This window comes from Vibrio sp. Isolate32 (genome assembly GCF_022397955.1).
Lineage (GTDB): Bacteria > Pseudomonadota > Gammaproteobacteria > Enterobacterales > Vibrionaceae > Vibrio.
Genome location: NZ_JAKEUQ010000008.1, coordinates 99,662 through 117,652, shown reverse-complemented (window position 1 = coordinate 117,652; position 17,991 = coordinate 99,662). Strand labels below are relative to the sequence as shown.

At 44.0% G+C, this 17,991-nt stretch carries 19 protein-coding genes and 1 pseudogene; 11 read left to right on the top strand and 9 right to left on the bottom strand.

Annotated features, from left to right (window positions below):
- Positions 1 to 60 precede the first annotated feature (60 nt).
- The 5 genes and pseudogenes from ligA to cueR all read left to right on the top strand — a co-directional run bounded on the left by ligA (position 61) and on the right by cueR (position 4,999).
- Positions 61 to 2,073 carry an NAD-dependent DNA ligase LigA gene (gene ligA / locus L1D11_RS08310; RefSeq protein WP_239833966.1) on the top strand — a complete coding sequence of 671 codons (2,013 nt, stop codon included), beginning with the start codon at positions 61 to 63 and terminating at the stop codon, positions 2,071 to 2,073.
- 389 nt (positions 2,074 to 2,462) lie between these two features.
- Positions 2,463 to 2,617, top strand: a pseudogene (locus tag L1D11_RS08305) (DNA ligase).
- Entirely contained in the window at positions 2,598 to 3,614 is a 1,017-nt protein-coding gene (locus tag L1D11_RS08300; protein ID WP_239833965.1) for a porin, read from the top strand. The pseudogene L1D11_RS08305 and the gene L1D11_RS08300 overlap by 20 nt, the downstream one beginning before the upstream one ends.
- Positions 3,615 to 3,697: 83 nt before the next feature.
- On the top strand, positions 3,698 to 4,510 hold the full coding sequence (locus L1D11_RS08295) for a hypothetical protein (protein WP_239833964.1): 813 nt from the start codon (positions 3,698 to 3,700) through the stop codon (positions 4,508 to 4,510).
- A gap of 93 nt (positions 4,511 to 4,603) precedes the next feature.
- The gene (gene cueR / locus L1D11_RS08290; protein WP_239833963.1) at positions 4,604 to 4,999 is read left to right on the top strand and encodes a Cu(I)-responsive transcriptional regulator; all 396 of its coding nucleotides are present in this window, start codon (positions 4,604 to 4,606) and stop codon (positions 4,997 to 4,999) included.
- A gap of 34 nt (positions 5,000 to 5,033) precedes the next feature.
- Here cueR and L1D11_RS08285 read toward each other — a convergent pair whose 3' ends face one another.
- From L1D11_RS08285 to L1D11_RS08265, 5 genes are all read right to left on the bottom strand, one after another.
- Positions 5,034 to 5,489, bottom strand: a complete 456-nt coding sequence (locus L1D11_RS08285; protein ID WP_239833962.1) for an NfeD family protein — start codon at positions 5,487 to 5,489, stop codon at positions 5,034 to 5,036.
- A gap of 3 nt (positions 5,490 to 5,492) precedes the next feature.
- The gene (locus tag L1D11_RS08280) at positions 5,493 to 6,422 is read right to left on the bottom strand and encodes an SPFH domain-containing protein (RefSeq protein WP_239833961.1); all 930 of its coding nucleotides are present in this window, start codon (positions 6,420 to 6,422) and stop codon (positions 5,493 to 5,495) included.
- Positions 6,423 to 6,625: 203 nt separating this feature from the next.
- Positions 6,626 to 7,480: a co-chaperone YbbN gene (locus tag L1D11_RS08275; protein WP_239833960.1), complete on the bottom strand. Its 855-nt coding sequence runs from the start codon at positions 7,478 to 7,480 to the stop codon at positions 6,626 to 6,628.
- A gap of 398 nt (positions 7,481 to 7,878) precedes the next feature.
- Positions 7,879 to 8,706 carry an SDR family oxidoreductase gene (locus tag L1D11_RS08270; RefSeq protein ID WP_239833959.1) on the bottom strand — a complete coding sequence of 276 codons (828 nt, stop codon included), beginning with the start codon at positions 8,704 to 8,706 and terminating at the stop codon, positions 7,879 to 7,881.
- A gap of 43 nt (positions 8,707 to 8,749) precedes the next feature.
- A complete protein-coding gene (locus L1D11_RS08265; protein WP_239833958.1) occupies positions 8,750 to 9,664 on the bottom strand; it encodes a TIGR01777 family oxidoreductase in 915 nt (304 codons plus the stop codon).
- 304 nt (positions 9,665 to 9,968) lie between these two features.
- On the opposite strand from L1D11_RS08265, the gene L1D11_RS08260 reads away from it, so the two are divergent.
- The 5 genes from L1D11_RS08260 to yfcE are packed head-to-tail and all read left to right on the top strand — an operon-like array spanning position 9,969 to position 12,831.
- Positions 9,969 to 10,703: a DUF1538 domain-containing protein gene (locus tag L1D11_RS08260; protein ID WP_239833957.1), complete on the top strand. Its 735-nt coding sequence runs from the start codon at positions 9,969 to 9,971 to the stop codon at positions 10,701 to 10,703.
- Positions 10,700 to 11,494: a DUF1538 domain-containing protein gene (locus L1D11_RS08255; RefSeq protein WP_239833956.1), complete on the top strand. Its 795-nt coding sequence runs from the start codon at positions 10,700 to 10,702 to the stop codon at positions 11,492 to 11,494. Before L1D11_RS08260 ends, L1D11_RS08255 begins: the two co-directional genes overlap by 4 nt.
- Positions 11,484 to 11,834, top strand: a complete 351-nt coding sequence (locus tag L1D11_RS08250; RefSeq protein ID WP_004737873.1) for a P-II family nitrogen regulator — start codon at positions 11,484 to 11,486, stop codon at positions 11,832 to 11,834. The genes L1D11_RS08255 and L1D11_RS08250 overlap by 11 nt, the downstream gene beginning before the upstream one ends.
- A complete protein-coding gene (locus L1D11_RS08245) occupies positions 11,831 to 12,238 on the top strand; it encodes a CBS domain-containing protein (RefSeq protein WP_128159755.1) in 408 nt (135 codons plus the stop codon). The genes L1D11_RS08250 and L1D11_RS08245 overlap by 4 nt, the downstream gene beginning before the upstream one ends.
- 47 nt (positions 12,239 to 12,285) lie before the next feature.
- Positions 12,286 to 12,831, top strand: coding sequence for a phosphodiesterase (gene yfcE / locus L1D11_RS08240; protein WP_239833955.1), 546 nt, complete (start codon positions 12,286 to 12,288; stop codon positions 12,829 to 12,831).
- A 24-nt stretch (positions 12,832 to 12,855) separates the two neighbouring features.
- On the opposite strand, the gene L1D11_RS08235 is transcribed toward yfcE, so the two are convergent.
- The 4 genes from L1D11_RS08235 to L1D11_RS08220 all read right to left on the bottom strand — a co-directional run bounded on the left by L1D11_RS08235 (position 12,856) and on the right by L1D11_RS08220 (position 15,481).
- On the bottom strand, positions 12,856 to 13,167 hold the full coding sequence (locus L1D11_RS08235) for a SelT/SelW/SelH family protein (RefSeq protein ID WP_239833954.1): 312 nt from the start codon (positions 13,165 to 13,167) through the stop codon (positions 12,856 to 12,858).
- A gap of 17 nt (positions 13,168 to 13,184) precedes the next feature.
- Positions 13,185 to 13,940: a sulfite exporter TauE/SafE family protein gene (locus L1D11_RS08230; protein WP_239833953.1), complete on the bottom strand. Its 756-nt coding sequence runs from the start codon at positions 13,938 to 13,940 to the stop codon at positions 13,185 to 13,187.
- Positions 13,941 to 14,049: 109 nt separating this feature from the next.
- Complete coding sequence (locus tag L1D11_RS08225; RefSeq protein WP_239833952.1) at positions 14,050 to 14,565, bottom strand: regulatory protein ToxS; 516 nt, start codon at positions 14,563 to 14,565, stop codon at positions 14,050 to 14,052.
- Between the two features lies 1 nt (position 14,566).
- Positions 14,567 to 15,481 (bottom strand): transcriptional regulator, encoded by a 915-nt coding sequence (locus L1D11_RS08220; protein WP_239833951.1) that lies wholly within the window; start codon positions 15,479 to 15,481, stop codon positions 14,567 to 14,569.
- 271 nt (positions 15,482 to 15,752) lie between these two features.
- Between L1D11_RS08220 and htpG the strand changes: the two genes are divergently transcribed.
- Complete coding sequence (gene htpG, locus L1D11_RS08215) at positions 15,753 to 17,657, top strand: molecular chaperone HtpG (RefSeq protein ID WP_239834680.1); 1,905 nt, start codon at positions 15,753 to 15,755, stop codon at positions 17,655 to 17,657.
- Positions 17,658 to 17,991 lie beyond the last annotated feature (334 nt).

Below are 17,991 nucleotides of genomic sequence, written 5' to 3'. Positions count from 1 at the left end.
TTATAGAAAAGGGCTCCTAAGGGAGCCCTTTTTGATATTTCAATCACGACAGAGAATGATATGAAAGAATCGATTCAAGTGACCTTAGAGCAGTTAAGAGAAACTCTGCACTATCATGCCGTTCGTTATTACGTAGAAGATAGCCCAGAGATCCCTGATGTTGAGTACGATCGATTAATGCAACAGTTGCTAAAGATCGAAGAAGAAAACCCAGAGCTCGTAACCGTGGACTCACCTAGCCAACGTGTTGGTGGTCAGCCACTAGATGGTTTCACACAAGTGACTCACGAGATCCCAATGCTTTCTCTGGATAATGCATTCTCTGATGAAGACTTGGATGCGTTTAATAAGCGTATGTCCGATAGAGCACCAACCGCGAATCTTAAGACTTTCTGTTGTGAGCCTAAACTCGATGGCCTCGCTGTGAGCTTGCTTTACGTGAACGGGACATTAGTTCAAGCGGCGACTCGTGGTGATGGTGCAACGGGTGAAAACATCACTGAAAACGTACGCACCATCAGTTCGATTCCACTTAAGCTACAAGGCGAAGGTTGGCCTGAACGTATCGAAGTGCGTGGTGAAGTGTTCATGCCAAAAGCCGGCTTCGATAAACTGAACGAAATGGCGCTGAAGAAAGGCGAGAAAGTCTTTGTAAACCCACGCAATGCCGCAGCAGGTAGTTTGCGTCAGCTAGACTCTCGTATTACTGCAAAACGCCCATTAGCTTTCTATGCTTACAGCGTGGGTGTGGTTGAAGGTGCAGAGCTCTCAAGTAGCCATTACCAACGTTTCTTACAGCTAAAAGGTTGGGGACTGCCAATGTGTCCTGAGACGAAGCAACTTAGCTCGCTTGAAGACGTAAAGGCATATTATCAAGACATTATGACTCGCCGTGATGCTCTGGCTTACGAGATCGATGGTGTGGTGATTAAAGTCGATGATATTGCGGCGCAAGAAGTGCTTGGCTTTGTTGCTAGAGCGCCTCGCTGGGCGATTGCATACAAGTTCCCGGCTCAAGAAGAGATCACTCTGCTAAACGACGTTGAGTTTCAGGTGGGCCGTACCGGCGCTATTACGCCTGTGGCTAAATTAGAACCTATCTTTGTCGGTGGTGTAACAGTAAGCAATGCCACGCTGCACAACGCCGACGAGATTGCTCGTTTGGGTGTCAAGGTAGGTGATAGCGTTATTATCCGCCGTGCTGGCGATGTGATTCCACAGATCGTTGCTGTTGTACAAGACCGTCGCCCAGATACGGCTAAAGACATCGTTTTCCCTGATGCATGCCCTGTATGTAGTTCTTCGGTCGAGCGTGTAGAGGGTGAAGCTGTAGCGCGTTGTACAGGCGGTTTGGTGTGCCAAGCTCAACGTAAAGAAGCGCTTAAGCACTTTGTATCTAGAAAGGCGCTTGATGTTGATGGTCTTGGCGTGAAAGTCATAGAGCAGCTTGTCGATCGCGAGATGGTTGAGACACCAGCAGACCTATTTAAACTCAGTGCAGGTGTGATTACGGTGCTTGATCGTATGGGGCCTAAATCGGCTCAGAACGTGGTGAGCGCGTTGAATAAAGCGAAAGATACGACGTTAGCGCGTTTCCTTTATTCACTCGGTATTCGTGAAGTCGGTGAAGCGACAGCGATGAACTTAGCACAGCACTTCAAAACATTAGAGCTCGTTCAAGCGGCAACTCATGAGCAGCTTGTTGAGGTGTCCGATATTGGTGATATTGTTGCTAGTCATATTACTGCTTTCTTCTCACAAGAGAAAAACCGAGCGGTCGTTGAACAGCTAATCGAACTGGGCGTGAACTGGCCTGTGATTGAAGATGCGCGAGATGACCAAGAATTGCCTCTAGAGGGCAAAGTGGTTGTGCTAACGGGTTCACTGTCTCAATTGGGCCGAAGTGAAGCCAAAGCGGCACTTCAAGCATTAGGTGCTAAAGTAACAGGTAGCGTTTCTAAGAAAACCGACATCCTATTTGCCGGAGAAGCCGCAGGTTCTAAATTAACCAAAGCACAAGATTTAGGTATCGAAATAAGAACCGAAGAGGATCTTATTGCTCTTCTTTCGTAAGTAAATTCAGGTAAAAAAAGCTCAAAGGCACTCCTTTTAAGGGAGTGCCTTTTTTGTATTTGCTATAAAAATGGTGGCTTTTTAATTGTTGAGAATTTTGTTCCTATACGAACTATAGAATCAGGACAGTGACGGTGCTCAACATTAATAAAATAGCGTTCTAGCTGCACCATAAATGCGAGTCATATCTATTTTCACAAAAGGCAGTTATATTTAAGTTACTGTTTTATATTGTTTTAGTTGTTATTGTGTGTGGCCTTTTTGATTTATGGATCTGGATCACTAAGTAGATGGTAAATTTGCACTAACTCATATTTTTTTAGATGAAAATTAAGTTCTCGTTGATCTTTTTGAGGGCGAAGTTAGTCTTAATGCCATGGATGCACACGATGTGTATAACCAGAAAGGAAATAGAGAATTCGAGTTTAGGGTTCTCAAACAAGAAAAGGTATTTCTCTCTACGGCGGCCAACTTTAGGTGGGAAATATTTAGACAGCTATATCCATTTTTAGGAGTTTTATTCCATGGAAAACAAATTTTTTAAACGTACTCTATTAGGTGCAACGGTTGCACTTTTATCGACAGGCGCAATGGCTACAGGTTCAGAGAGTTCACAAGTAGGTGTTATCTCTGATTTTAACGTGCAAGCATACGGTGTGGCAGCAATCTCTGCATTTTATCAAGAAGATAGCAACGGTTACGATTACGAGAATGAATCACGTATCGGTTTCCGCGCAAGCAAAGATATGTTCGATAACGTGAACGTTTTCATGCAAATTGAATCTGGCTACGTAGGTGAAGACGGTACTGGTTCTACGCTAGGCGCTCGTGACACTTTCTTAGGTCTTCAAGGCGACTGGGGTAAAGTACGTTTCGGCCGTATGCTTACTCCTCTATACGAAATCGTCGATTGGCCATACTCTAACCCAGGTCTAGGTCGTGTATTTGACTGGGGTGGTGATGTTAAAGCTCACTACGATCGTAAAGGTGATATTGCACGTTACGACTCTCCAGCATTTGGTGGCTTCACTTACAGTGTTTCTGTTGGTCGTGGCGATAAAGATACTAAAGATTCAAACCATGTTGGCGCTTCAGCACACTACAACTTCTCTGATGTTGTGACTGTTCACGGCGGCTTCGAAAGCAACTCTTCATTCGCTGGCGGTACAGTAGATACTTCTGCTTACATTGTTGGTTTTGAATTGCCTCTACCTGCTGGTTTCGGCTTAGCGGGTGCTTATAAGTATAGTGATGGTGAAGCTAAAGATGACGATTACGTAGGCAAGTCTGCTGAGCAAGGTCAATTCTCTCTAATCGGGCAATACTGGTCTGGTCCGTGGGGATTCAAGCTGGGTTACGCTGCTAATTTAGACTCTAAAATCGAAGGAGCTAAACAGGATGATGCTGATGAGGTTCTTTCTGGTCAGTTAATGTACGCTCATAATGGTTTTGTACCGTATGTACGTGTAGGCCAACATGATGCCTACAATGCAGCAGATAAGACTATGTTTGTACGTGTAGGTCTAGAATACGGTTTCTAAGACTAGTACTCTAGTAAACTGCCTTCATAGAAACGCTGGCGTAATGCCAGCGTTTTTCTGTTTAAATAGATAAGGAAGTAAATATGTATAAGTTGGCGATGTTATTTTCTTCGGTATTAGTGGCGTCTGGTTGTACGACCTTGGACTCTTCTAGTCAGTTTGATGATGTAGCTAAGGGCATTAAAGAAAGAAGTTTATATGTCCAAGTTGAAGCTAAATCATATGCCCCAGAGGCGCGAGCACAAGTCGGACAAGATCTGGTTAAGTCTTCTTTATCGTTTGTTGGTATTTACCCAAAAACAGAAAAAAAAGTGGCTTCTTCCTATATAGCGATGGATGCGACTTTCTTTAAGAATTACGGAAAATTTGAAACAGTTACTTATAAAGGAACAGAGGTTTCACTCGATACTTACCGTCCTTTATCTGAAAGCTGTACTGAACATTGTACAATGACACAGTCATTTAAGTTTCCTTTCAGCAATGATCAAGTTGAAGCGATTACTGAGCCTCAGGCAGTATTTGTCTTAACTTCAGATACAAAGCGTCAAATCGTTGAATTTAGCGTACCAAAAGCTTACTTTGACGCGGTGAAGCTAGAAGCTGAACCTCTCTTAAATACAACGGCTAGCATGGCTGTAGCTCCAACCGTTGCTCAAGTTCAACTTGAATCCGCTGAAGTTATTTCGCAGCCTCAACAGATGGTCACTTATTGGTTTGAACAGTCTTCATCAGAAGAGAAATCTGCAATTACAGATTGGGCATTCAAGAATCGTAAGAACGCTAACCCAGCACCATTAGAAGGCTCTAAAGAGATCGAAATGGTTTCTTACTGGTTTAACAAACTAGATAGCGAAGAAAAATCTCAGACGATGATTTGGTTATTAGAGCAAGAGTAAGCCTTTAACCTAAGCTCCAAACTATGTTTTTCAACCGCAGTATTGTATAACAGCAGTACTGCGGTTTTTCATTTTAAGCTTACAGGTAATATTGTGAATATTGGTGAAGTAGCTAAACGTGTTGGTACAACAGCGAAATCCATTCGTTTTTACGAAAGTAAAGGCATGATGAGCCCTCCACATCGTTCAGAAAACGGCTATAGGCAATACGGCGAGATTCACATCGAACAGTTAGAGTTTGTACTGAGAGCAAAAATGGTCGGTTTCACACTCGATGAGTGCCGTGCACTTGTTGAATTAGCTGATAACCCTTGTCGCGAAAGTGCCGACGTTAAAGCAAAAGCGCTGAGTAAACTGGAAGAAGTAAACCAAAAAATTGAAGATCTTTTGGCAATTCAGAAGACATTGAAAGAGTGGGTTGAACAATGCCCAGGAGACTCAAATAGCCATTGCCCTATTATTGATTCCCTAGTGGATAAAAAGCCATAAGAGAAGACCTATGGCTTTACAGAAAGGTTTTTAATTAAGACTTGTTTGGAGCAATTGTTAATACAATACCATCTACAGCAGTAACGACAACTTCTGTTCCCGCTTTTAAGTCATGACTGCTCACGGCTGACCAGGTCGTGTCACCCAAGCGGATACGACATTTGCCTTTTTGAATGTCAGCATCGATTCTAGTTGTCTGACCTACAAGCTGCTTTTCTCTCTGGTTGAGTTCTCTATTTGAATCTGACTGTTTATCACTAGATAGTTGTCTTCTCCACCATAACCAAGTAGTGATGAGGGAGAAGCTCGCGAAGGACAGCCATTGCATCTGCCAACCAATTGGTAGAGCTCCCAAAAGGGCGCCGACCAACATGGCTGAGATACCAATCCACAAAAAGTAACCAGCGGTTCCAACCAGTTCAAGTGCAAGCAATACTAGACCAAATGCCAGCCAGTGCCAGTGGTTTACTTGCTCTAGTAATTCGACCATAAGTTAGTCCTTACTATTTGTATCATTCTTGTGTGTGAACATCTCTGCGATACCCGCAACAGAGCCCATTAGGCCAGTCGCTTCAAGTGGTAGCATGATTATCTTACCGTTTTCTGTTTGTCCAATTGACTTCAATGCTTCGGTATAGCCTTGTGCGATAAAGTAGTTTACGGCTTGCATGTCACCCTGAGCAATTGCGGTCGATACCATCTCTGTTGCTTTCGCTTCCGCTTCTGCCGCACGTTCACGCGCTTCTGCTTGAAGTATTGCAGCTTGCTTTTCACCTTCAGCTTTTAGAATTTCTGATTGTTTGTGACCTTCAGCCTTAAGGATCTCTGCCTGTCTTACACCTTCTGCTTCTAAGATATCGGCACGCTTGTTACGTTCCGCTTTCATCTGAGCATTCATCGCTGCAGTTAGGTCTGCTGGTGGTTGTACGTCTTTAATTTCGATACGAGTAACCTTTACGCCCCACGGGTTGGTGGCTTCATCCACGATGTTAAGAAGCTTGGTGTTGATCATGTCACGTTGACTTAGCATCTCATCAAGTTCCATTGAACCCAGTACCGTACGGATGTTAGTCAACGTTAGGTTACGAATCGCGTGCTCGAGGTCGTTGACTTCATACGCAGCTCTTGCAGCATCGATTACTTGTACAAAACACACCGCATCAATAACTACATTGGCATTGTCTTTAGAGATAACTTCTTGCGCGGGTATATCAAGAACTCGCTCCATCATATTGATTCGCTGACCGATTTTATCAATAAACGGGATGATTAAGTTAAGGCCTGGTTTTAGCGTATGTGTATAGCGTCCGAAGCGTTCTACAGTCCAGTTGTTGCCCTGTGGAACGGTTTTTACGCCTGCGAAGATAAAGAGCAACGCGACGACAGTAAAGACGCCAATAGTAATCAAGGTATCAATATGCATACAAAGTCCTTTGCAAGTTTAAGTTTTGAATCGTTTATTACTCATACTGGCGCATATTTAAAGTGGGGGCAAATTTATAAATGAGAAATGGGCCATAAAACATTGATTTTATGGCCCATTATGAGTTTTGTATTCAAAAAGCTTATGAGTTGCTTTGTCGAATTTGTATTTTACTACTTACTGTATAGGTATCAGGAACCTGATTAGTAAAGTAGAGAGTAAAGCTGACGGCGGTACTTACTAGCAACAGGGTTGCCTTGTCCAAGTGCACTTAGTATATCCATGAACTCTTTTTTCATGTCTCCATCAAGAGCGTTGAGGTCTTTGACTAGGAAAGACCATAGTAGGTCCATCGCTTCTTCACTACGGTTTACTTGATGGTATTGCAGTGCCAATTCTGATGCGGTTTTCGCATCGCTTGGTTTTTGCTTAAGCGCCGCTTCTAATGCTTGGATCTCTGGGCTATCGGCAGCTTGCTTATGAAGTTCAAGCTTGGCGACTAAGCCTTTGTAGTAGTTGTCTTGGTACTCGAGTGGAATTGTTGCTAGTTGAGCCTCAGCGAGATCAAATTGCTGGGTTTCTAGTAAACACTCTGCAATGGCCAGTTTAACTTCACCTTTGCTCGTCAGTTCAGCCGGAAGCTGCTGCATAGCCGCTAAAGCTTGAGTGTGCTCACCAGCTTGCATTTGCTCAAGTGCTTGGCGTAGTGCCAATTCATCTTGGCTTGGCAGGTGTTTGCCAAGCATTTCCACAATTGCTTCTATGCGCTGCGGACCACCTAGGCCATCGGCAGGTTGACCGTTAACAAACAGTGCAATAGTAGGCAGTGCTTGAACACCAAATTGGCTAGCAATGGCTTGTTCTTGTTCGCAATTTAATAGCGCGAGAGTGAATGCACCATTGTATTGCTGAGTTAATGTTTGTAGTTCAGGAATGATTTGAGCACTCTCTTGGCTCATTGGTGCCCAAAAATGGATGAGGACAGGGGTCTGCATCGAACCTTCTAGTACTTGGCGAAAGTTCTGCTCATTAAGTTCAACAATATGCGGAGATTGCATTTACGTTCCTTGAGATTTGTTTTGGGATACGTTGCAAATATGGGGGGATAAACGGGTAACTTCAAGATCTAACTGGGTAATCTCGGATAAAAAGAGGCAAAAATAGAAAAACGCCATGCTTCAATGTTAATAGAGTTGTTAACTCAACATGGAAGACACAGCGTTCTCAGTGAGGTGGTCAGTGAGGTATTACGTAAGATACTCAAAACAGAATAAACAACGTAATTGCCAGACTCAGACCTACCAAATTAAGGCGGTTTAAAGTCATGAAGTATCCAAAGGGTTAGTCCATCAATTGGGGATAACTGATGAGATAGGCTAAATCATGACATCTTATTGTTACGAATAAATTACATCGTTACATTAAAGTTTGCGACTGTTCATTCAAAGTTAGTAATTTATGCGGCTTTTCTGAGAATAGGGTCTAGCAAACGGCTCGGCAGTAATCTTTTCAATACCGCAAACACTTTAGTGGGAGTGGTGACTCGGTATCTTAGCTTTGGTTTATCGGCGGTGAGCGCGTGATAAACCGGCTCGATACAGCTTTCAGCAGGCAAAACAAACGTATTATTCGATGATTCTTTTTCAAGTCGATCTTTTTGTTGTTGGTAAGCGTGCTGATGAACACTACCTTCTATGTTGATCCACTTATTGAAAGCTTTTAGGGCGTTGGTTCGAAATTGAGTTTCGATTGGGCCGGGTTGGAGTAATGAAATGTGTATGCCACTACCATGAAGCTCTAAACGCAGAGTGTCTGTCCAACCTTCAATTGCGAACTTTGATGCGTTATACGCACCTCGATATTTCATTGCAGCAAAGCCGAGTACGGAACTATTTTGAACAATACGCCCTTCGCCGCGCTCTCGCATGTGAGGCAGGATCTGGCAAACGAGGTGGTGCCAGCCAAAAAAGTTGGTTTCGAACTGTTCTCTTAGCCCTTGCGTCGGTAGATCTTCTAAGGCACCAGCCTGACCATATGCACCATTATTGAACAAGCCATACAATCCATTTGGTGCTAGCTCGATGGCTTGTTTCGCTCCGTTCTCAATACTTTCCTTGTTGGCAAGATCCAACTGAATACAGCTGAGACCTTCTTCTTGAAGACGTTGAACATCTTGTGGGGCGCGGCAAGATGCGATGACATGAAAACCGCGTTTGTGGAGTGCGTGAGCACAGGTGTAGCCAATGCCAGTTGAGCAACCAGTGATGAGAATCGACTTGTTCACACTTAATCCTTTATCAGAGCTTCTTTGCTCTTAGAGTAAAGAATTAGTCTTGATGTTGTAACAAGTTTTTTAATGCAGGCTCGATTCTTGAGTAACTAAATATAAAGCCCATTTCAGTTAACTTCTTAGGCTTGGAACGAATGCTGTCGAACAGCAAGCAGGACGACTCGCCCATCAGTAGCGACATCGCCCACTTTGGGGTGAACAAGAAGTGAGGGCGACGCAATTGTTTCGCGAGGGTGCTACTGAACTGCTTGTTGGTCACAGGGTGCGGAGCGCACATGTTGAATTCACCTTGAGCGTGGGGGAGTGACAACAAGTGATTGATGGCTCTGACCATGTCGAGCATGTGAATCCAAGGCATGTACTGTTTACCTGACCCTAATGGACCGCCAACGCCAAGCTTGTAAGGCATCAGCATTTTTTTGAGTGCACCACCATTCTCACCCAAAACAATTCCGGTTCTTAATAGAATAACGCGAGTTTTATCTGATTCGGCTCGTTTAGCTATCTCTTCCCAATGAGCACAGACTTTATGAGGGAAGCTCTCATCTTCGACTTGCAGTGATTCATCAAATGGGTGTTGTTGCTGGTCGCCATAGTAGCCGACGGCAGAGCCGCTGATAAAGACTTCAGGTGGTGTTGTGCTTGCTTGAATGAGTTCGACGATCTTCTCTGTGATCAGCCAGCGGCTGCTACAGATCCTTTCTTTTTGCTCATCACTCCAGCGTTTGTCTGCAATAGGTTCACCAGCGAGGTTTATCACTGCATCGTAATCGTTGAGGTCATTCAGCTCATCAAGGGATTGGATATAATGAAGGTTGTTTTGGTTCAGGTGGCTTAGGCATTGTTTCGCTTTTTCAGGGTTTCGCGTGAGCAATGTAACGTCGTCAGTGTTCAGACTCTTGATCAATTCAGAGCCAATAAATCCAGTACCACCAGTTAACAATATCTTCATACCAATCTCCTTATTAAACATAATTATAGACATGGCTTGTTTTTAATCGCCAACCAATACGAAAAAATCACTATAACGATCAGTTGGTTTCAATCGTATGATGCCTAAATGACCTCTCCAACAATTAGCTAAACAGTGAAATTTAATTCATTAGTTTAGATATGTGTATCGTTATCACAGTTAAGAAATTTTACTCGCATATGTTACCAACTGCGTAATGTTTATCACATTAGAAATAATAAGGATTTGTCATGATTATTACGGACAGATAATCAAACGTAATTATTGGCGATAGGGAGTTGCGATGACGGCAGTGCTAGCTTTGTTTCGAGCTATGTTGGGTAGCCTTCGTGATTTATTGCCTATTGTTGCGGTGATCGCGTTCTTCCAGCTTGTTGTTTTACAAGAGCCGCTTCCGCATCTGCTGTCTATTTTAACGGGTTTAGTGCTGGTGGTTCTCGGGCTTACCTTCTTTATTTTCGGGCTTGAAATGGGGCTCTTCCCGATCGGCGAATCGATGGCGCAAGCTTTTGCCCGCAAGGGTAGCGTATTCTGGTTATTGACCTTCGCTTTTTGTCTGGGCTTCGGCACTACCATAGCCGAGCCTGCGTTGACGGCGGTTACAGCCGAAGCGGCAGAAGTGGCAGCCGAGGGCGGTGTGATACCTAATTCTAATGATGAAATGGAAGAGTACGCCGATGGTCTGCGCTTCACTGTTGCATTGTCGGTAGGCATCGCGATATTGCTTGGTGTACTTCGGATCCTAAAAGGTTGGCCAATCCAATACATGATAATCGGTGGTTACATCGGTGTGGTGGTGCTCACTGCTTTTGCACCCGAAAATATCATTGGCATAGCGTATGACTCTGGCGGCGTGACGACATCAACCATCACTGTTCCTTTGGTAACGGCATTAGGTGTGGGTTTGGCTTCGGCCATTAAAGGCCGTAATCCTATGATTGATGGCTTTGGGCTGATCGCGTTTGCTTCACTGTTGCCGATGATGTTTGTCATGGTCTATGGAATGGTGGTGACATGATCAGTGCTCAACAGTTTATCGACACTTTTCTTGGCACTGTGATGGATGTGATTCCGATTGCGGTGATCATATTTGGTTTTCAATTAGCGGTGCTACGCAGGCCAGTCCATAACCTGCCCAAAGTATTGATAGGGTTCTTTTACGTCATTCTTGGTTTGTCTCTTTTCTTGATGGGACTAGAGCTTGCTTTGTTTCCTTTAGGCGAAACGATGGCGATGCAATTGACGGAGCCTACTTTTCTTTCCGAATTTAAAATCAGTTCAGGCATAGCCCTGGCATGGTTTGATTATTACTGGGTTTATCTTTTTGCATTTTGTATCGGCTTTAGTACCACGATAGCTGAGCCTTCATTGATAGCGGTTGCCATTAAGGCGAATCAAGTCTCTGGTGGCAGTATCAGTGTTAACGGACTGAGGATTGCCGTGGCATTAGGCGTTGCTATCGGTATTTCGCTGGGCAGCTATCGGATTGTGGCTGGTGATCCTATTCATTATTACATCATTGTTGGTTACATCGTTGTGGTGATCCAAACCTTTTATGCTCCCAAATTAATTGTGCCTTTGGCTTATGATTCGGGTGGTGTCACCACATCGACGGTCACTGTGCCATTGGTCACAGCATTAGGGCTGGGCCTGGCGTCAACCGTACCTGGGAGGAATCCGGTGATCGATGGCTTTGGGTTAATCGCCTTTGCTAGCTTATTTCCGATTATTTCAGTGATGGGTTATGCCCAAATAACACAATGGTTAAACCGTTTACACACCTCTAGGGAGAGTAAAGATGCGCTTTAAATTGATCTTGGCGTTTGTTGAAGAGAGTAAGACCGACATCGTACTCGATGCGGCGCGTGATGCGGGCGCGACGGGGGCCACCGTGATCAACAATGCCAGAGGGCAGGGGCTAAACCAAAAACGTACCTTCTTCGGTTTGACGCTTGAGGTACAAAAAGATGTGCTGCTGTTTGTTGTTGAGGAGCATTTAGCCCGACATATTTTAGAGACGATAGGAAAAGTCGGGGAGTTCGACCAAGAATCAGGGCAAGGAATAGCAGTACAAATTGATGTCGAAGACGCGGTTGGGGTTGCACATCAAGTCGAAACATTAACTAAAGTCGTAGAGGACGAGCTATGAATACCAGTGACAAGATCCGAGTCAGCGATGTAATGGCCAATACCTATGTGATTATCGATGGCCTAACCACAGTGTTAGCAGCGATAGAAATGGCGAAAAAGCACAAAGTAAAAGCGATCATCGTGGATAAGCGTCATGAAGATGATGAATACGGGATTGTGTTGATGAACGACATTGCCAAAAAAGTATTGGCCAAAAATCGCTCCCCTGAACGTACTAATATTTATGAAATCATGACTAAGCCCGCGTTAAGCGTGTCTGCCGAGATGAATGTTAAGTACTGTGCGCGCTTGTTTGAACGCTTTGGTATTAGCCGTGCGCCTGTGGTCCGTGATAATAAGATTGTCGGTATGGTTAGTTACAATAATATTGTTATCAACGGTATGGTGAGAGATGACGTATAGCCGATAGGTACGTACAATAGGCCCATAAATTTTATGGAGAAGTACGTGTGAAATTATTTTTTGCTTCAGACCTACACGGTTCGCTACCAGCAACAGAAAAGGTATTAGAGCTATACCAAGGTTCGGGTGCCCAATATTTAATCCTACTGGGTGACATTCTGAATCATGGCCCTAGAAATCCGATTCCAGAGGGTTACAACCCACCTGCTGTTGCAGACAAGCTGAACGAGTTCTCCCAAGAGATCATTGCTGTCCGTGGTAACTGCGACAGCGAAGTCGATCAGGTGTTGCTCTCTTTCCCAATGATGATGGATTACTCATGGGTGTTACTAGAGTCAGGCCAACGTATCTTCTTAACTCACGGTCACCTATATAACACAACGAAACGACCAGCACTGAAAGCGGGTGATATTATTGCTCATGGCCATACTCACATCCCAGTTGCTGAGTACCAAGATGACATCTTCATTTTTAACCCTAGCTCGGTGACGTTCCCACGAGAAGGTCATGCAGCAAGCTATGGCATCTATGAAAATGGCAACTTCAAAGTGATTAGCCTTGGCGGCGACGTACTGGTTAGCGGCCAGCTTTAAATCATAGAATCGGCCGGAATGGGTTTATTTTGAATCTACGTGGCCGAGGTCTCTGTCTGGAGCAATGATGTTTCTCACTCTTTGCTTCAGAACTTTCGCTTCGGGAAAGCCGCCATCCGCCTTTCTTTCCCAAATTTGTATTCCATTGCAAAAGATCTCAAATCGACCACCGGTATCTGGGTGTAAACTGACTTGTTCAATCTCTTCACTGAAGGTATGAAGCAGTTCCTGGCACAACCAACTTGAGCGAAGCATCCAATTACATTGACGGCAGTAGTGTATTGCTATTGTCGCTTTCAGCACGGTTGGGCTGTTTTGATTCGACTCTGCATTCATAGATAACCTTTAAAATTCTATAGCAATAGCTTGATGCCGACGGCAAACGTCAATATTTCGAAAGCCGTTTTGACGAGCTGATTGCTTGAACGGTTTGCGAGGAATGCCCCTAGGCTTCCGCCGACAAACGAACTTAGCAGTAATATGGGTAACCATACCCAGTATATTGGCGCACCCGCTTGCACAATGGCAATACCTCCAATGCCATTCCAGAACAAACCGACGCAAATCATGGTTAACGCGATGGCTTGTTTATAAGTAAAACCAAACCAACGAACTAGAAATAGGGTAACTAAAAGGCCAGATCCGGCAGTGAGTGAACCGTTGATGATGCCTATGAGTGCCAGCCCAACCCCACCAATTATCCAACCTTTTATGTCTCGGTTTTTAAGCTGCTCTTCTTGACCCAATTGTTTCTTTAGTCGTGAGTAAACGCCCAGCGCTAAGATCATTGCACCAAGCAGCTTCTGTGCAATGGCATCTGGGATTATGAGTACGATATTCGCGCCAATGACCACTCCAATGCTGCCGACGAAAATTAGGTAGAGACAAACTTTCCAGCTTAACGTGCCACCCTTGATATGGGTATATGCAGCACCTAAGCCGAGAGCGACGCTAGCGACTTTGTGGGTAGCCAGTGCAACTGAAAAGGGTAGTCCTAGAAAGATGAGCAGTGGGAACTGTAGAAGCCCAGCACCGCCACCTGATAAAGAAGCAAGCGTGTTGGCGATTAATGAGCCAAAGAATAGAGCGAGTGAGTTTATCCAATCCATAGAGTTTTATCTTTGAGTTTAAGATAACAAAAAGGGGCCTCATGCCCCTTCTTTAGGTTTATCGTGAATGGTATTCATCCATCGATATGTCGTAAATAGCTTTTCAATGCTAGTTCGAAAACAATACGGTAGAACCGTGATTTAAGCTAGTCAGTAGCAGTGCCTTCGGGTTAACAATATCGATGCGACGACTTTGCTCTGCATCCATCTTAATTACTTGCGTAATCAGCTCTAGTTGCTCTTGAGAGAAGTCTTGGCGCTGAGCCGATGTAACATCTTTAAATTCAGTTGGCGAAACCAGTAGGTAGTTGTCGTTGATATCCCACTGACCCGTTTCAGAGATGTTGATGACATTCGCCGGTGCGGTTTGTGTGCCGTATAGCCTAACCACCGACATTCTCAGATATGTACCATTGGGTAGGTATTTCGCATTCGATGAAAGTTCAACTCTACGAAGTGGGCCGATTGAATCAGCTTGCTTGTTATCGCTAATCAGAGTCACCATTTTCGATTGCCACTCATGCTGAGTGAGTAAGCGCTCTACTTTTGCGTCACTACCCCAATACAACCAACCACTTAGAAAAGCAGAAAAAACCAGTAAGATAATCGATACTTTTAATTTCATGTTACTGGCCACCTTTACAAATGTCGTCTACATCCGACTGGTTTGCATAAATTCTTAGAGTAATGTTTTCGCTAGAGTATTCTTGCGGGTGAATGTAGTTGAGGGCTAAGTTGTTAGTTTGCCCACCTGTCGCAATCACTTCAGTTGGTTTCAGCATGCCAGTGTGATTGGTGTTGTAACGTAATACACACTTCTCAATAGCAGGAAGCCAGCTGGTTAGATCTGGATGATTAATTGGTGACTGAACTTTTACACCATCGACTTCTGCTAATGTACGGAATTCAGATTCCGCCGGATTAGTAAAAGTGAGTACTAGAATTGGCATCATGACTGCGGCAAATAGCAATCCTAGAATTAACCACTTGTTGCTGTTTTTAGCTTCAGTTGCTGCTGCTGCTTTAGTTAGCTCAACCTCAGCGCTAGTCTCCTGAAGTTTAGAGATAGGCTCAGGTGTGCTTGTCTCAGAAACGACTTCTTCTGCGACAGGTGTTGTTGTTGCAAACGTTAGGCTTGGTTCTACGTCATTTTCTGCAATTTCAGCCGCTACGGGCTGATCATTTGATGAAAGGGGGGTTGAGCGCTCAACCGTCGCAATGAGTTGGTAGCCGCGCTTAGGCACTGTTTTTACGAATTCTGGAGACTTAGTCGAGTCCTTGAGCATCTTTCTCAGGGTCGATACTGCTTGCGTTAAGCTTGAATCATCGACCTCAAAGCCTTGATCTCGCCAAACATACTCATGTAATTCATTACGAGTGATAACTTGATTGGGTCTTTCCGACAGCATCAGGAGAATGCGGCTTTCATTGCTGCCAAGACGTACGACTTCGCCGTCGCTCAGTTGGTCAACAAGTGAGTTGCTGTTTGGATCGAAGACGAACCGCTGTGCGAGAATAAACTTTGTGCCGATATTGCTCATTGAATTCTTCTATTTTGGATGATTTTGGATGCGAAATAGACAAATCTCAGGTGAAGTTCCGTTAATTCTTCACCAAATCATGATTTCTTTTATGTTCTTTTATATTTATCAGACTCAAGGATAATAAAAACCGAACAAAAAAACAGTGTTTTTATGATTTTTGACCTTGAATTTACATTTGTCATCCTCATGTTAATGAAAAGAAGGGTAGCATTAAATGTGACGCCCCTATGATTATTCAACATAAATATATAGATGTTTTGGAGTAAAAATGAGCGAAACGGCAACGCAAAATAAAGAGACTCGTGGCTTTCAATCTGAAGTAAAACAACTACTTCATCTAATGATTCACTCACTGTATTCAAATAAAGAAATCTTTCTACGTGAGCTGATCTCTAACGCATCTGACGCAGCGGACAAGCTACGTTTTCAAGCGCTATCAAATGCTGAACTTTACCAAGGCGATGCAGATCTAGGTGTAAAACTGTCATTTAACGCTGAGGCGAATACGTTAACCATTTCTGATAACGGTATCGGCATGAGCCGCGACAACGTTATTGAACACTTAGGTACCATCGCGAAATCAGGTACAGCAGACTTTTTCTCTAAGTTATCTGAAGACCAAAGCAAAGACTCTCAGCTGATCGGTCAATTTGGTGTTGGTTTCTACTCAGCATTCATCGTTGCGGACGCTGTAACCGTTCGTACACGTGCCGCAGGTCTTGCAAGCAATGAAGCCGTACAATGGCACTCTGCGGGCGAAGGTGATTACACCATTGAAGACATCACTAAAGAGTCTCGTGGTACAGACATCATTCTTCATATGCGTGAAGACGGTAAAGAGTTCTTAAACGAATGGCGTCTACGTGAAGTAATTGGTAAATACTCTGACCACATCGGTATCCCAGTTTCTATCTTAACTGCAGTTAAAGATGACGAAGGTAAAGACACCGAAGAGAAGCACTGGGAACAAATCAACAAAGCTCAAGCGCTTTGGACTCGTAATAAATCAGAAATCGAGAAAGAAGAGTACCAAGAGTTCTACAAGCACGTATCTCACGACTTTGCTGATCCACTAACATGGAGCCACAACAAGGTTGAAGGTAAGAACGACTACACAAGCCTACTTTATATTCCAGCTAAAGCACCTTGGGACATGATGAACCGTGACCACAAGAGCGGCTTAAAGCTTTATGTACAACGTGTATTCATCATGGATGATGCTGAACAGTTCATGCCATCTTACATGCGTTTCGTACGCGGCCTGATTGACTCAAACGATCTACCACTGAATGTATCCCGTGAAATCTTGCAAGATAACAAGGTAACTCAGTCTCTTCGTGGTGCATGTACTAAGCGTGTACTTACTATGCTTGAGCGCATGGCGAAAAATGACAACGAGAAGTACCTAGAATTCTGGAAAGAGTTTGGCCTTGTAATGAAAGAAGGCCCAGCGGAAGACATGGCGAACAAAGAGAAGATCGCAGGTCTTCTTCGTTTCGCATCTACAGAGGTCGATTCTGCTGATCAAACTATCAGCCTAGCGTCTTACGTTGAGCGCATGAAAGAAGGCCAAGATAAGATTTACTACCTGACAGCAGATAGCTACGCATCAGCTAAGAACAGCCCACACTTAGAGCAGTTTAAAGCGAAAGGTATTGAAGTAGTGCTAATGTACGATCGCATCGATGAGTACGTAATGAACTACCTGACTGACTTCGACGGTAAACAGTTCCAATCGATCACTAAAGCGGGCTTAGACCTAAGCAAGTTCGAAGGTGAAGAAGAGAAAGAGAAGCAGAAAGAGACAGAAGAAGAGTTCAAATCTGTTGTTGAGCGTACTCAATCTTACCTAGGAAGCCGTGTTAAAGAAGTTCGTACAACCTTCAAGCTAGCAACAACCCCAGCGGTTGTTGTGACTGACGACTTCGAAATGGGGACGCAAATGGCTAAGCTTCTTGAAGCTGCGGGTCAAGCTGCGCCTGAAGTTAAGTACATCTTTGAAATTAACCCAGAGCACGCACTTGTTAAACAAATGGCTGACGAAGCCGATGAGCAAGCGTTTGGCCGTTGGGTTGAGCTACTACTTGGTCAAGCGATGCTGGCTGAGAAAGGTTCTATGGAAGATCCGTCACAATTCTTGGGTGCAATCAACGAGCTGCTGACAAAGCGTTAGTCTTTCGACTTTGGGCTAAACCACGAATTGTAATTAAAAGCTCGCAAATGCGGGCTTTTTTAATGAACGTCGTTGAAAATATGTTAAATGTGGTCAACGTCACCGTTATCGTCACAACAAAATGAGGTGATGCATTCTTTAGTCGTAAATTCAGCCAAATTGAATATTAATGTGATAGAATGCTCGACTTAATCAGCTGGAACTAGGAACCTATCGCCTCCAGTTGTATGATTTTTAAACGTTATACCGAAACTTACCGTTTTGCTTCTGTTTACAGTTTTGCTTAACCTCAGCTGTTACCTAACTTTTCCTGTTTATCATTAAAAATGAACGA

What these genes read in the sequence shown, in the direction of transcription:
- L1D11_RS08230 (WP_239833953.1), bottom strand. Translation starts at nt 13,940, where the DNA reads ATGGATTGGATAAACTCACTCGCTCTATTCTTTGGCTCATTAATCGCC.
- L1D11_RS08255 (WP_239833956.1), top strand. Translation starts at nt 10,700, where the DNA reads ATGATCAGTGCTCAACAGTTTATCGACACTTTTCTTGGCACTGTGATG.
- L1D11_RS08225 (WP_239833952.1), bottom strand. Translation starts at nt 14,565, where the DNA reads ATGAAATTAAAAGTATCGATTATCTTACTGGTTTTTTCTGCTTTTCTA.
- L1D11_RS08300 (WP_239833965.1), top strand. Translation starts at nt 2,598, where the DNA reads ATGGAAAACAAATTTTTTAAACGTACTCTATTAGGTGCAACGGTTGCA.
- L1D11_RS08275 (WP_239833960.1), bottom strand. Translation starts at nt 7,480, where the DNA reads ATGCAATCTCCGCATATTGTTGAACTTAATGAGCAGAACTTTCGCCAA.
- L1D11_RS08260 (WP_239833957.1), top strand. Translation starts at nt 9,969, where the DNA reads ATGACGGCAGTGCTAGCTTTGTTTCGAGCTATGTTGGGTAGCCTTCGT.
- L1D11_RS08245 (WP_128159755.1), top strand. Translation starts at nt 11,831, where the DNA reads ATGAATACCAGTGACAAGATCCGAGTCAGCGATGTAATGGCCAATACC.
- L1D11_RS08250 (WP_004737873.1), top strand. Translation starts at nt 11,484, where the DNA reads ATGCGCTTTAAATTGATCTTGGCGTTTGTTGAAGAGAGTAAGACCGAC.
- L1D11_RS08265 (WP_239833958.1), bottom strand. Translation starts at nt 9,664, where the DNA reads ATGAAGATATTGTTAACTGGTGGTACTGGATTTATTGGCTCTGAATTG.
- L1D11_RS08220 (WP_239833951.1), bottom strand. Translation starts at nt 15,481, where the DNA reads ATGAGCAATATCGGCACAAAGTTTATTCTCGCACAGCGGTTCGTCTTC.
- L1D11_RS08295 (WP_239833964.1), top strand. Translation starts at nt 3,698, where the DNA reads ATGTATAAGTTGGCGATGTTATTTTCTTCGGTATTAGTGGCGTCTGGT.
- L1D11_RS08235 (WP_239833954.1), bottom strand. Translation starts at nt 13,167, where the DNA reads ATGAATGCAGAGTCGAATCAAAACAGCCCAACCGTGCTGAAAGCGACA.
- ligA (WP_239833966.1), top strand. Translation starts at nt 61, where the DNA reads ATGAAAGAATCGATTCAAGTGACCTTAGAGCAGTTAAGAGAAACTCTG.
- L1D11_RS08285 (WP_239833962.1), bottom strand. Translation starts at nt 5,489, where the DNA reads ATGGTCGAATTACTAGAGCAAGTAAACCACTGGCACTGGCTGGCATTT.
- L1D11_RS08280 (WP_239833961.1), bottom strand. Translation starts at nt 6,422, where the DNA reads ATGCATATTGATACCTTGATTACTATTGGCGTCTTTACTGTCGTCGCG.
- htpG (WP_239834680.1), top strand. Translation starts at nt 15,753, where the DNA reads ATGAGCGAAACGGCAACGCAAAATAAAGAGACTCGTGGCTTTCAATCT.